This is a genomic window from Rhodococcus (subgen. Prescottella) equi (genome assembly GCF_003013675.1).
In the GTDB taxonomy this organism is placed as follows: domain Bacteria; phylum Actinomycetota; class Actinomycetes; order Mycobacteriales; family Mycobacteriaceae; genus Prescottella; species Prescottella equi.
This window is the reverse complement of sequence record NZ_CP027793.1, coordinates 4248095-4261919: the sequence shown is the minus strand read 5'-3', so window position 1 is coordinate 4261919 and position 13825 is coordinate 4248095. Positions and strand designations below refer to the sequence as shown.

11 protein-coding genes are annotated in these 13825 nt (G+C 67.2%); 6 read left to right on the top strand and 5 right to left on the bottom strand.

What is annotated here, in order from left to right; genetic code table 11:
- Positions 1-170 precede the first annotated feature (170 nt).
- Positions 171-1580 (bottom strand): acetate metabolism transcriptional regulator RamB, encoded by a 1410-nt coding sequence (gene ramB / locus C7H75_RS19905; RefSeq protein WP_005518001.1) that lies wholly within the window; start codon positions 1578-1580, stop codon positions 171-173.
- A 448-nt stretch (positions 1581-2028) separates the two neighbouring features.
- Here ramB and C7H75_RS19900 point away from each other — a divergent pair, with 448 nt between their 5' ends.
- From C7H75_RS19900 to metE, 4 genes are all read left to right on the top strand, one after another.
- Positions 2029-2820, top strand: coding sequence for a hypothetical protein (locus C7H75_RS19900; protein ID WP_106852048.1), 792 nt, complete (start codon positions 2029-2031; stop codon positions 2818-2820).
- A gap of 448 nt (positions 2821-3268) precedes the next feature.
- Positions 3269-4558, top strand: coding sequence for an isocitrate lyase (aceA, locus tag C7H75_RS19890; RefSeq protein WP_005518003.1), 1290 nt, complete (start codon positions 3269-3271; stop codon positions 4556-4558).
- Positions 4559-4649: 91 nt separating this feature from the next.
- Positions 4650-5546, top strand: a complete 897-nt coding sequence (locus C7H75_RS19885) for a 3-hydroxybutyryl-CoA dehydrogenase (protein ID WP_005518004.1) — start codon at positions 4650-4652, stop codon at positions 5544-5546.
- A gap of 91 nt (positions 5547-5637) precedes the next feature.
- Positions 5638-7926: a 5-methyltetrahydropteroyltriglutamate--homocysteine S-methyltransferase gene (metE, locus tag C7H75_RS19880; protein ID WP_106851727.1), complete on the top strand. Its 2289-nt coding sequence runs from the start codon at positions 5638-5640 to the stop codon at positions 7924-7926.
- Between the two features lie 75 nt (positions 7927-8001).
- Here the strand turns inward: metE and C7H75_RS19875 are convergent, their stop codons facing one another.
- Entirely contained in the window at positions 8002-9480 is a 1479-nt protein-coding gene (locus C7H75_RS19875; protein ID WP_106851726.1) for an endoglycoceramidase I, read from the bottom strand.
- Positions 9481-9658: 178 nt separating this feature from the next.
- On the opposite strand from C7H75_RS19875, the gene C7H75_RS19870 reads away from it, so the two are divergent.
- Positions 9659-10699 carry an NAD(P)-dependent alcohol dehydrogenase gene (locus tag C7H75_RS19870; RefSeq protein WP_064058396.1) on the top strand — a complete coding sequence of 347 codons (1041 nt, stop codon included), beginning with the start codon at positions 9659-9661 and terminating at the stop codon, positions 10697-10699.
- Positions 10700-10852: 153 nt separating this feature from the next.
- A complete protein-coding gene (locus tag C7H75_RS19865) occupies positions 10853-11074 on the top strand; it encodes a hypothetical protein (protein WP_005518008.1) in 222 nt (73 codons plus the stop codon).
- Between the two features lie 13 nt (positions 11075-11087).
- Here C7H75_RS19865 and C7H75_RS19860 read toward each other — a convergent pair whose 3' ends face one another.
- The 3 genes from C7H75_RS19860 to C7H75_RS19850 form a co-directional block, all read right to left on the bottom strand.
- The gene (locus C7H75_RS19860) at positions 11088-11948 is read right to left on the bottom strand and encodes a polyphosphate kinase 2 family protein (RefSeq protein ID WP_005518009.1); all 861 of its coding nucleotides are present in this window, start codon (positions 11946-11948) and stop codon (positions 11088-11090) included.
- Positions 11949-11988: 40 nt separating this feature from the next.
- A complete protein-coding gene (locus C7H75_RS19855; protein ID WP_022597603.1) occupies positions 11989-13362 on the bottom strand; it encodes an ABC1 kinase family protein in 1374 nt (457 codons plus the stop codon).
- Between the two features lie 74 nt (positions 13363-13436).
- Complete coding sequence (locus C7H75_RS19850; protein ID WP_005518011.1) at positions 13437-13787, bottom strand: DUF4873 domain-containing protein; 351 nt, start codon at positions 13785-13787, stop codon at positions 13437-13439.
- Positions 13788-13825: the final 38 nt, after the last annotated feature.

The window sequence follows — 13825 nt, the reverse complement described above, 5'->3', positions numbered from 1 at the left end:
CGGAGAGGTACGTATACGACGCTGTATCCGTGATTCGAGACAGTAGGCGGAAGTTGTTGCGCCGGAATGTCTGTGGATCACGAGTTCGTGTCGCGTATTACGTACGCATGAACAGGAGCTCACGCGGCCTCGACGGACGAGACCCGACTATCGGGAAAGGTGCTGGTGGATCAGAGGATCGTGTACGGCGACACCGAGCTGCGGTGCTCGTTGATGTCGAGTTCCTTGCCCAGGGGAGGGAAGGCCCGCTGCGGGCAGTTCATCCGCTCGCACACACGGCAGCCGGCACCGATCGGGGTGGCGGTGCTGCCACCGAGATCGAGACCGTCGGCGTAGACCACCCGCGGCGCGTGCCGCAGCTCGCATCCCAGACCGATCGCGAACGTCTTGCCGGGCTGCCCGTACCGCTGCGCGCGGCGCTCGACGGTGCGCGCCACCCACAGGTAGTTGCGGCCGTCCGGCATCTGCGCGATCTGCGTCATGATCTTGCCGGGGTACGCGAACGTCTCGTACACGTTCCACAGCGGGCACGTGCCGCCGCTGGACGAGAAGTGGAAACCGGTGGCGGACTGACGCTTCGACATGTTGCCGGCGCGGTCGACTCGGACGAACGACCACGGCACGCCCCGCTGCTTCGGGCGCTGCAGCGTCGACAGCCGGTGACAGATCGTCTCGTAGCTGATCGCGTAGAACGCCGACAGCCGCTCGATGTCGTACCGGAAGTCCTCCGCGATCTCGTGGAACTGGCCGTACGGCAGCACCGTGGCCGCCGCGAAGTAGTTGGCGAGGCCGAGCATCGCGAGCGAGCGGGCCTCGTCGGAGGTGAAGTTGCCCTCGTCCACCAGCCGGCGGAGCAGATCGCCGCACTCGAGGTAGGCGAGCTCGGTCGCGAACTTGAACACCTGCTGCCCACCCGACAGCGCGGGCGAGATCTCGAGCACCCGGGTCTCCGGGTCGTAGCGGTGCAGCACGTTCTCGCCGAGATCGATGCGGCGGACGATCTGGACGTCGTGCAGGTTCTCGAGCCGCCGGGCGATCCCGTCGGCGATGTCGCCGCGGTGGAAGCGCAGGCGCGCGGTGAGGTCCTCCGCGGCGGTGTCGAGGTCGTGGATGTAGTTCTGCCGCTGATAGAAGTAGTCGCGCACTTCCTCGTGCGGCATCGTGATCGACCCGCTGCCGCTGCCGTCGCTGAACCGGTCCTCGGTGGCCGCGGCCAACTGCGCCGACGTGTTCCGGAAGCGGCGGTGCATGTTCACCATCGCCTTGGCCAGACCCGGATGCGACGACACCATCTCCGCGATCTCCTGCGCATCGGCGTCGATGCCCATGTCCTTGTCGAGAGCCACCTCGCGCAGCTCGGCGATCAACCGGGTGTCGTCCTGCGACGAGAAGAACGTGGTGTCGACCCCGAACACCTCACTGATCCGCAACAGCACCGGCACGGTCAGCGGGCGCACGTCGTGCTCGATCTGGTTGAGGTAGCTGGCCGAGATGTCCAGCGTCTTGGCGAGGGCGGCCTGGCTCAGGCCACGCTCGGTGCGGAGCTGTCGCAGCCGGGCGCCGACGAAGGTCTTGGACATGCTCGCCAGCGTACGAGCGCCCTGCTAACCGTGCAAAGGCTCGGCTTAGCATCGGCACGCCGAGAGGTGTTCACGGACGAAACGAACAACAGACCGAACATGACGTTTCAGGCACAAGCCTTGACATCTCGGTGACGGTGGCAAAAGCTTGGCGACAGTCATTGATCGATTGTGTAAAGCATTGGTTGCTAGGCAGTTTGGGGCGAGCGGTGGGGGCTCGCGCGTCCCGAGCGCACGGACGTGGGCGCCCTCCGCAGGGCGGGAGCCCCCGGTTCACGCTCGCCCTCCGCACCGGGCGTGGGCCGTTCTCTGCTGCAGTGTCGCCGGTCGGCCCCGCGTCGGCCCGGCATTCGACCAGGAACCGCCAGAGGCCACGATGATCTTCACCTCCAAGCGCCGAGCTCGCGTCGGACTTCGCGCTTCGACACTCCTCCCGTCCAGTGACGCCGTGGAATCCGGTTCCGTGGCGTCGGGGTCCGTGGAGCCGTCGGACGCGGTCGGCCCCGTCGAGGTGGCGGCAGCGCCGGACGACGAGACCGCCGGGCCGGCGACGGGGGCCGACGCGGTAGCCGTGGCCGCCCGCTGGCTCGTCCTCACGACAGACGTGAGCCGGGGATTCGCCCGCGCGCTCCTGCCCGAGCCCTTCGCGGTCGCGGATCGGCCCCAACTGGCGGTGTGGATCGTCGAACCACTGTCCGCGGACTCGGACGCCGTGGGTGTTCCGGTCGGTCGGTTGTTCGCCGGGATGTCGTGCAACTGTCTGTTGCCGGGAGAGCAGGACGAGAGCGCGTACACGTCGGACTTCCTCGTCGGCGCCCCCATCGAGGAGGGCGACCGCGACCCGTTCTCTCTGCCGGACCTACCGCACACGGCGCTGAGCCTGGTGAACGGCGTCGGCGGGATGGGCTTCTCCATCCCCCCGGTCGACGGCGTCGGCAGGGGAGTGGTGGGCCACGTCGAGCTGGCCGAATGCGACGGCGAACAGGTACAGCTCACCCCCGACTGGCTCGCGTGTCAGTCGTGGCGGGAGGACGTCGTGAGCGGCTCGGGGACCGGTGCGGAGATGCCGACACTGGTCCACACCCAGTGGGAGGTCACGCGGCTGTCGCCGATCGTCACGGGTTCCGCGGTCATCGAGTGTGCCGAGTTCGGCTCCCATGCCTACGACCTGTCCGGGTCGACGGCTGCCCTCGACGCGCGGTACGGCTTCGCGCGCGTGGCCATTCTCGGCCGGCAGTAGCGCCGCCGTCGCGGCTACCCGCGAGGCCCGAAGTATCTGTGACGCCGATTCCCGACCGTTCCGGTGTGCGGAACGCTGTCCGATTCCTGTGATTGCCCTCACAAGCCTGCGAACGGTTCGGTGAGGGCGCCGTCCGCTTCGGGTGTCCGACGTGTCCAACTTCACCTCTCGGGGTCCTGTCCGGTTTTCGCGCTAACCCCGAGGTGAGGGCCTACTTGCGGGTAACTTTCATTGCTACTGATCGGTAACCCAAGCAACTGCTTGGCTCCATGAAAATTAGCAAGCTTTGCAGATTGAAATGAAAAGCTAGCGAAGATTGGCATTAGCAACAGGTAGACGGCGGTTTTCGGCTGTGCCATTCTCGGTTCGTACATCCGAACGGCCTGGCAACGATGTGAAGCAGTACATCCGTACCGGTCGAAGCAGCAGACAAGAAGTGGAGCTTTCGATGTCGACCACCGGCACCCCGAGGACCGCAGAAGAGATCCAGAAGGATTGGGACACCAACCCCCGCTGGAAGGGCGTCACGCGCAACTACACGGCCGAGCAGGTCGTCAAGCTGCAGGGCACCGTGGTCGAAGAGGCCACCCTCGCTCGTCGCGGCTCCGAGATCCTCTGGGATCTCGTCAACAACGAGGACTACATCAACTCGCTCGGTGCGCTCACCGGCAACCAGGCCGTCCAGCAGGTCCGCGCGGGCCTCAAGGCCATCTACCTCTCCGGCTGGCAGGTCGCCGGCGACGCCAACCTCTCCGGCCACACCTACCCGGACCAGTCGCTGTACCCGGCGAACTCGGTTCCGCAGGTCGTCCGCCGCATCAACAACGCGCTGCTGCGCGCCGACGAGATCGCCAAGGTCGAAGGTGACACCTCCGTCGACAACTGGCTCGCTCCGATCGTCGCCGACGGTGAGGCCGGCTTCGGTGGCGCCCTCAACGTCTACGAGCTGCAGAAGGCCATGATCGCGGCCGGTGTCGCCGGTTCGCACTGGGAGGACCAGCTCGCGTCGGAGAAGAAGTGCGGCCACCTCGGTGGCAAGGTGCTCATCCCGACCCAGCAGCACATCCGCACCCTCACCTCCGCGCGTCTGGCCGCCGACGTCGCCGACGTCCCGACGGTCGTCATCGCCCGCACCGACGCCGAGGCCGCCACGCTGCTGACCTCCGACGTCGACGAGCGTGACCGCGAGTTCCTCGACGGCACCCGCACCGCCGAGGGCTTCTACGGCGTCAAGAACGGCATCGAGCCCTGCATCGCCCGCGCCAAGGCCTACGCCCCGTACTCCGACCTCATCTGGATGGAGACCGGTGTGCCGGACCTCGAGGTCGCCAAGAAGTTCGCCGAGGCCGTCCGCAGCGAGTTCCCGGACCAGCTGCTGGCGTACAACTGCTCGCCGTCCTTCAACTGGAAGGCGCACCTGGACGACGCGACCATCGCGAAGTTCCAGAAGGAGCTCGGCGCGATGGGCTTCAAGTTCCAGTTCATCACCCTGGCCGGCTTCCACTCGCTCAACTACGGCATGTTCGACCTGGCGCACGGCTACGCCCGCGAGGGCATGACCGCCTTCGTCGACCTGCAGGAGCGGGAGTTCAAGGCTGCCGAGGAGCGCGGCTTCACCGCCATCAAGCACCAGCGTGAGGTCGGCGCCGGCTACTTCGACAGCATCGCCACCACCGTCGACCCCAACACCTCGACGGCAGCCCTCAAGGGCTCCACCGAAGAGGGCCAGTTCCACTAGGCCTCTCGACCTCTCGGGAGGGATCGGCGGGGTGTCCTCCACGTCGATCCCTCCCGGGGACCCGACCTCCACTTCCGAAAAAGGAGCTGACGTGACCAGCGAAAAGATTCAGCGCGTCGGCGTGATCGGCGCCGGCATCATGGGTTCCGGAATCGCCGAGGTGTGCGCCCGTGCACACGTCGACGTGCTGGTGTACGAGCCGAGCCGCGAACTCGCGGCAGCAGGACGCTCGCGCATCCTGCGCTCGCTCGACCGTGGCGTGAGCAGCGGCAAGATCACCGAACGCGAGCGGGAGCAGGCCGCCTGGCGGCTGCGCTTCACCTCCGACCTCGGCGACTTCGCCGACCGGCAGCTCGTAGTGGAGGCCGTCGTCGAGGACGAGAAGATCAAGAGCGAGATCTTCGCCGAACTCGACTCGATCGTCACGGATCCGGACGCGGTGCTCGCATCGAACACGTCCTCGATCCCGATCATGAAGCTGGGGATTGCGACGAGTGCGCCGGAACGCGTCATCGGCATGCACTTCTTCAACCCCGTTCCCGTCCTCCCGCTCGTGGAACTGGTCACCACGCTCAAGACCAGCCCCGCGGTGTCGGCACGAGCGGAGGCGTTCGCGAGCGAGCTGCTCGGCAAGCAGGTCGTGCGGTCTGCGGACCGGTCCGGCTTCGTCGTCAACGCGTTGCTCGTGCCGTACCTGCTCTCCGCGATCCGCATGGTGGAGTCGGGCTTCGCCACCAAGGAAGATGTCGACAAGGCGATGGTGCTCGGATGTGCGCACCCGATGGGTCCGCTCGCGCTGACCGATCTGGTGGGACTTGACACCGTCAAGTCGATCGCCGACTCGATGTACGAGGAGTTCAAGGAGCCGCTGTACTCGGCCCCGCCACTGCTGCTGCGGATGGTCGAGGCAGGGCTCGTCGGCAAGAAGTCGGGCGCCGGCTTCTACGAATACGCCGACAACGGCCGTGTCACGAAGAAGGCAAGCTGAACAAGCGCTCCGCACCCGTGCGCCTTTTTGGTAGCTCCCGCTACCGGAAAGGCGCACGGGCGGCGTAGCCGCCTACGAAAGGTCGATCCGCATGTCCGCCGCAAACACCGCCGGGTACGGATCCAGCGTCCTCGGATACCCCCGCATCGGGCCCCGCCGTGAACTCAAGCGAGCTCTCGAGGCCTACTGGCACGGCACCGGTTCCAAGGCCGAACTCGTCTCCGTCGCAAGGGAACTGCAGGAGCAGACCTGGAGCGAGCTGGCTGCCACCGGGTTGACCCAGGTCCCGGGCAACACGTTCTCCTACTACGACCACGTGCTCGACAACGCGCTGCTGTTCGGCGCGGTCCCCGAGCGGTTCGCTCCGCTCGAGGGTGAGCTGGACCCGCTCGACTTCTACTTCACGATGGCTCGCGGCCGGCCCGACTTCCCGCCGCTCGAGCTGGTGCGCTTTTTCGGCACCAACTACCACTACCGGCAGCCCGAACTGTCGGAGAACACGACGTTCGAGCTGCATTCGGAGACCCTGCTCGACGAGTTCGAGCGCGCCAAGGCCCGCGGCATCGAGCTGCGCCCGGTGGTCCTCGGCCCACTCTCGCTGCTGCTGCTGTCGAAGATCGCGCCCGATTCCACCGCAGAGGGTTTCGCGCCCCTCGACCTCCTCGACCGGCTGCTGCCCGAGTACGAGAAGCTGTTCGCGCAGCTGGCCAAGGCCGGCGCGACGTGTGTCCAGCTGGACGAGCCGTGTTTCACCGAGGACCGGACCGCGGATGAGCTCGCCGCTCTCGGCCGCGCGTACGACAAGCTCGCCCACGCGCCGCTGCGCCCGCGCATCCTCGTCACCGGCCCGTACGGGTCGCTGGGGGAGGCCCTGCCGATCCTGGCTGCGACACCTGTCGAGGCGCTGGGTCTGGACCTGATCAACGGGCGCATCACCGCCGAGGAACTGGCGAAGGTGCCGGGTATTCGCCGCAAGCGCATCTATGCGGGCATCGTCGACGGCCGCAACGTGTGGCGTGTCGACCGGTTCAACACCCTGACGTACCTCAACCAGATCAAGGACGTCACCCCCGATCTGGTCGTCTCGACGTCGTGCTCACTGCTGCACGTCCCGTACGACGTGCTCATGGAGTACGACATGCCCGGCGACGTCGCCGACCGGCTCGCCTTCGCGAAACAGAAGGTGGGCGAAGTGGTCTCGCTCGCGAAGGCCCTCACCGAGGGGCCGTCGGAGCGGTGGCGCAAGAAGCCGACGTCGGTGCACTTCAAGCAGAAGCACGACGTCCGCGCCCGGGTCAATGCGATCAAGCCGGAGCATCGCGTCCGCGCCCCGTACGAGGAGCGCCGGATCGCGCAGCAGGCACGCCTGAACCTGCCGCCCGTGCCCGCGACCACGCTGGGCTCGTTCCCGCAGACCGACGAGATCCGCCAGGCCCGTTACGAACTGGGTGAAGGACGCCTCGACTGGGACGAGTACTACAAGCGGATCCAGGACGAGATCGCCAAGACGATCGCGCTGCAGGAGGACATCGGCCTGGACGTGTTCGTCCACGGCGAGCACGAGCGCAACGACATGGTGCAGTACTTCGCCGAACTGCTCGAGGGCTACGCGTTCACCCACAACGGTTGGGTGCAGGCGTACGGCTCACGGTGCACCCGTCCGCCGGTGCTGTACGGCGACGTCCGTCGTCCGAGGCCGATGACGGTCGAATGGATCACGTACGCGCAGTCCCTGACCGACAAGCCGGTCAAGGGCATGCTCACCGGACCGGTCACGATGCTGGCGCGCTCGTTCGTGCGCCAGGACCAGCCGCTGCACGAGACCGCCGACCAGTTGGCGCTGGCCATCCGGGACGAGATCGCCGATCTCGAGGCCGCCGGTATCGCGATCATCCAGGTCGACGAGCCGGCCGTCCGGGAACTGTTGCCGCTGCGGGAGACCGGGCGCAAGGAGTACCTGGACTGGGCCGTCGACGCTTTCCGTCTCGCGACGGGCGGCGCCAAGCCGGCGACCCAGATCCACACGCACCTGACCTACTCCGGTCAGCGGTCCGTCGTGGACGCGATCGAACGACTCGACGCCGACGTCACGGCTATCGTCGCGACCCGGTCGATCAGCTGGGTGCTCGAGGCCATCAAGGAGAAGGCGCTCACGCACGGCGTCGGACCCGGTGTGTACGAGAGCCGTTCGGCCCGGATCCCCGACATCGACGAACTCGACGCGCTGCTCACCGAGGCCGCCGAATCCGTGGATCTCGACCGGCTGTGGGCCAACCCCGACGGCGGGCTCAAGACCCGCCACTACTGGCAGCTCGAGCCGTCGCTGCGCAACCTCGTGGCTGCGGCTCGGCGTTTGCGGCGGCGTGCCGCGCAGGGGTAGGCACGCCGACCCTTGCAGCACACCGGGAGCGGATCGTCTGCGGATCCGCTCCCGGTGTGCTGTGTTCGGAAGGTCCTAGGAGCTTCCGGAGCTGCCCGACGAACTCGTCTCGATCGGACCGTCGGGCACCTCGGCGCCCGCCGAGCCCGGACGGTTGATCTTGACCGTGACCGGTCCGCTGCCGTCGGCGACGACGGTGACGATACGGGCGCCGGGCGCGGACGTGACCTGTCCGCCGTCGACCTGCACCGCGTATCCGTCCGGGTAGTGCAGATCCGACACGAAGATCTCGGTGGGCCGCGTCGCCGCCCGCGGTGTGTAGCGGTACGCGAAGTCGCCGTTGTCGGCGTCGAAGATCATCCGCCCGGGCTCACCGGCCGTGGCCTGTGGATATGTGCGTACGAGCTGACGTCCCACCTCGCCGAGGAACGGGTCGGTGGCGTTGCCGGCACCGAAATGCCAGTACTGCCAACCGATGAAGCGTTCGTCGGCGCGCGCGAGCGTGTTCTTCAGAACCGTCGGATCACCGTCGCCGAACTCGGTGACCACGGTCGGGACGTTCGCGCGCTCGGTGATCGCGTCGATGTTCGACCACGTGAGGTCCTGCTGCGGAACACACAACCCGCGCAGCGCTTGCGGCAGTCCGAGATAGATGGCGAGCTGACTGGGGATGCAGTAGTCGTGCGGCGCGAAGACGACGTCGGCGGTGGTCAGGGCGGGTGTGACGGGTGGATCGAACAGATTCGACGGCATCATCTGGTTCCATGTGACGTTGGGCTCCCAGTACACCGGAATCGTCGGGTTCTGTGCGCGAACGGCGTCGGTCAGTTTCTGCATCGCGGCCTGGTACGTGCGGTCGAAATCCGGGCACCCGTTCGGGAAGCACGAGAGGAACCGCGACCCGGGCCACGGCTCGTTCAACAGCTCGATCCCCATCACGCCCGGTTTGCCCTCCACGCGCTCGGCCAGTGCGCCGAGCGCGGTGCCGAGATGGTCGAGCGCGCCGTGCGTGTTGCCCCACACCTCGTCCCAGCCCGCGTTGAGGCTCGGCATCAGGTAGTAGAGCGGGAACCCGGGGTTCGGTTCCCACTCGCGCGGTCGGGACTCGATGGCCCACTCGGGAAAGCCGTTGCCACCCCATGCCTTCGAGAGACCGTCCTGGTGGTTGTCGAGCAGGACGTGGATCCCGCGGGCGGTGAGGGCGTCGACCACGCCGGTGAGCCGGTCGAGGTACGCCTCGTCGATCTGCCCGCGTTGCGGCATCAACGCGTCGAACGAGGTGCCCAGACGGACCGTGTTGAAGCCGTGCCGGACCAGGATGTCGATGTCCTGCGGTGTGAGCGTCTCACCCGCGGGCAGGTAGGGCGCATCCTTGTCGACATTGTTGACGCCGTGCAGAAGTACGGTGCGTCCGTAGCCGTCGACGAGGTGGGTGCCGTCGGCCTGCAGCGTGGTGATCGGCGTGGGGGGTGGCGCCGCGGAAGCGGTCGTGGACGACAGGACGGCTGAGCACGCTGCGATCGCCGCAGCGAATGCGACAACGGTTTTGCGCATTCGATCCCTCGGTTCGCGTCGGATGGTCCCAGCGGATATGGACACATGTTCAGTTGTCGGGGATGGTAAGGCGGATCGCGATCCGCGCGGAGCGTTTCGGGGGAAACGGTCCATTTCTCCGGTGCAGGTCAGTCCTGGTTCTTTGCGCGTACTCGCCGGTAACGGGTAGGCATGGGGGATGCTTACCGCTTCCGCCTACGCGGCGAACTCCGCCGACGCCCCTCTCGAGAAGACCACCATCGAACGCCGCGAGGTCGGGCCGCGCGACGTCCTGATCGAGATCAAGTACGCCGGCATCTGCCATTCCGACATCCACACCGCCCGCAACGAGTGGGGCGGCACCAGTTACCCGGTCGTTCCGGGCCACGAGATCGCCGGCGTCGTCGCGCAGGTCGGGTCCGAGGTCACCAGGCACGCCGTCGGGGACCGCGTGGGCGTCGGCTGCTTCGTCGACTCCTGCCGCACGTGCGCCAGCTGCGAAGCCGGCGAGGAGCAGTACTGCGAGAACGGCGTCGTCGACACCTACAACACCGTCGGGCGGGACGGAAAGCGCACGGCTGGTGGGTATTCCACGCACGTCGTCGTGGACGAGGACTTCGTCCTGTCGATCCCGGACGGTCTCGAACTGGATGTCGCGGCGCCGCTGCTGTGCGCCGGCATCACGCTGTACTCGCCGCTCGCGCACTGGGGCGCCGGCCCCGGCAAGAAGGTCGCGATCGTCGGTATGGGCGGACTGGGCCACGTCGGCGTGAAGATCGCGCACGCGATGGGCGCCGAGGTCACCGTGCTCAGCCAGTCGCTGAGCAAGAAGGACGACGGCCTGCGCTTCGGCGCCGACCACTACTACGCGACCGCCGACAAGGAGACCTTCAAGGCGCTGCGCGGGAAGTTCGACCTGATCCTCAACACCGTGTCGGTGAACCTCGACATGGACCGCTACCTGTCGATGCTCGCGATCGACGGCACGCTGGTCGAGCTCGGCCTGCCCGAGAACCCGATCAGTGTCCGCGGCTTCTCGCTGCTCAAGAATCGTCGCAGCCTGGCCGGGTCGCTGGTCGGTGGCATCGCGCAGACGCAGGAGATGCTGGATTTCTGCGCGCAGCACGGTATCGGCGCGGAGATCGAGGTGATCCCCGCCGACCGGATCAACGAGGCCTACGACCGCGTCGTCGCCAGCGACGTGCGCTACCGCTTCGTGATCGACGCCTCGACCTTCTGACGGGCGCCTTCGTCCTGACCTCCCGCGGATGCGATCGCTTCCGCGGGAGGGCTTTCGGGAGCGGCATCGACCGGTCGGTTTCTCGCGCAGCGCGTTCGGGCGGCGTAGCGTCGAAGCACGGACCTCTATGCCGACACGGAGGAGGGACAGCGAATGACTCTCAACGACTTCGCTGGGTGGGCCGGGTACGGACTGGCCCTGACGGGCATCGCGGCGGCCGGGCTGTTCCTGGTCGCGGCGGGCGGAGGCTTCGCCGGGTGGGCGGTCATCGCGGGACTGGCCTCACTGGCCCTGCTGTCCGGGTCCGCCGCGATCTTCGGCGGCGTCACCCGACACGATCAGAAGATGCACCACAGCACCCCGCACATGCTCTGACGGCACGCGCTCGTCACGACAGTGCCAACCGCTCCTTCTCGACCTCGATGTCGAACTCGGCCGGAGGCCAGTCGAGGTCGAGCCGCCGCAGTGCGTCTATCAGTAGTTCGGTGACGGCAATGCGGCTGTACCACTTGCGATCACACGGGACCACGTACCACGGTGCGTGCTCCGTCGACGTCTTGTCGAGCATCGCCTGGTAGGCCTCCTGGTACTGCGGCCACAACTTGCGCTCGGTGACGTCCCCGGGGTTGTACTTCCAGAACTTGTCGCGGCGCTCGAGTCGCTCGGCCAGCCGGCGCTTCTGTTCGTCCAGCGACACGAACATCGCGACCTTCACGATGGTGGTGCCGTTGTGGACCAGTTCGCGTTCGAACTGGTTGATCTCCTCGTAGCGACCGGCCCACACGTCGGGCGGGACCAGATTGTGCACCCGCACCACCAGCACGTCCTCGTAGTGCGAGCGGTCGAACACCCCCAACTGACCGCCGCGAGGCAGTGCCTTGTTGATCCGCCACAGGTAGTGATGGCGCTTCTCCTCGGGCGTCGGGACCCCGAAGGCGGCGTGGTCGACGCCCTGGGGATCGACGTGGCCGATGACGTGCCGGACCATGCCGCCCTTCCCGGCGGTGTCCATGCCCTGCAGGATCAGCAGTACCGAACGCTTGTCTCCCGAGCGGCCGTTGGCGTACAGCTTCTCCTGCAGCGACGACAGCACCGCGCCGCGCTCCTCGAGCATGCGCTCGCCGTCGGCCTTGTTCCCGGTGAACCCCGGTGTGGCGCGGGGGTCGATCTCGGAGACCCGGGTGTGCGGTCCTGCGCGGAGCGCTTCGACGGCGGGGGTGGTCCACAGGTCACTCGCGTCCGCAGGCATGGACCGAACTGTGCCACAACGACTGCCGCAGAGGGTGGATTCAGCGGTCCGAACGCCAGCGTTCCTCGGCGACGCCGAGTTCCGTGGCAGGCGCGTCGCCGTACACCCACTCGCGGCCGATGCGGTGCCAGTTGGCGCTCGCGTCGAGCTGACCCAGGACGCCGAAGGTGAGGAAATCGGCGCGGCGCGAGAAAAGGTGCTCGGGCGGCAGGTTCTGGCTCTTCATGCCCGAGAACTCCGACGCCCGCGGATCGATCGCCAGGAGGAACCCGGTGCTCGCCATCTCCGGGGTGATGGCGATCTCCTCGTCCACCAGATTCCACTCGGCGGCCGCGTACACGTACTCGAGGCACTCGTCGGGCGTGACGTCGGCGTCCGGCGCGATGACACCGCGGCGCACCATCAGCGCGTAGAGATCGTCTCTGCGTCCCTCCGTCGCGGCGCGCAGGCACTGCTTCTCGAACTCGACGTGTTCGGCGTCCATGCGGTTGAACAGTCCGAAGTCGACGAACGCGACCCGGCCGTCGGTGCCGAGCAGCACGTTCCCGGGATGCGGATCGCCGCAGAACTCGTGGTACCGGTACAGCGACCCGATGTAGAAGCGGAAGATGATCTCGCCGATGCGGTTTCGCTCGTCCTGCGGGAGCGCGCAGATACTCGTGAACGGAGATCCCTCGAAGAACTCGCTCACGAGCACCCGCCGCGTGCTCAGCTCCGGGATGCTGTCCGGTACCGCGACGAACGGATGGCCCGCGTACAGCTGCGCGATCGCGTGCTGCGTGCGCGCCTCGCGCTCGTAGTCGAGTTCGCCCTCGAAGTTCAGCCGCAATTCGTTGAGCAGCGCGGGCGTCGACAGCGTCGGAACCGTCGACTTCCACACCTTGAGGAACATCGTCAGATTCTTCATGTCGGCGCGGATCGCGGCGTCGATACCCGGATACTGCACCTTGACCGCGACGTCCCGGCCGTCGTGCAGGCGGGCGCGGTACACCTGACCGATGGACGCGGCCGCGACGGGTGTGGGATCGAACTCGGCGAACACGTCGGAGGTCGGACGGCCGTAGTCGGCCTCGATCACCCGGCGCATGGTTTCGAACGGTGCGGTGGGAGCCTGGTCCCGCAGTGCGGCGAGCTTGCGCTGGAACTCCTCGCGATGAGCCTCCGGCACCAGATCGAGATCGAGGATCGAGAGCATCTGCCCGAGTTTCATCGCGACGCCCTTCATGCTGCCCAGCACCGTCACGAGCTGATCGGCGGCCGCCAGCACCGAATTCTCGGCGATCCGCGCACGGACCTCCTCGGAGCGCCCGACCATCGACACGCGCGTGCCGGCGTTGCGGATCACGCGGCCCGCCGCGACCTGCCCGAGCTTCGAACCCCGGACGAGGCGGGACGTGGGAACCTTGTCGGCCAACTGGACCTCCGGATGCGAGAAGCGACAAGGGACTGCTGCAACATGTGTTCGGTGGCGACGTGCCACACGTCACACTAGAGCAGTCCCTCGGTGTCCTCCATGACGGGAAACGGTGGCCGGGTGAGTCCGTCGACCATGTGGCTGCCCCACAGGTCCAGCCCGCTCACGCGGGCGGTGCCACTGCCCTCTGACGTAGTGATCGTCAGGTCGGTGCCGACGGGCGCCGCGTCCTCGCCGAGAGCGTGCGTCAGTTCGCGGACACGTCCCCGCCACACGAACCGACCGCTGATCGGCTCGAAGTTGCCCGACAGTTCGACGTCGACGATCACCGGGGGGCGCTGCCCGACGACCACGTGGGCCGGCCCGCGGTAGCCGTCCGGCTCGTCGTGGTCGTGCCCGTCCGCGTCGTCCGTGAAGTGAGTCACACGACAACGATACCTGTTACCGCTGGTAACACAAGAGG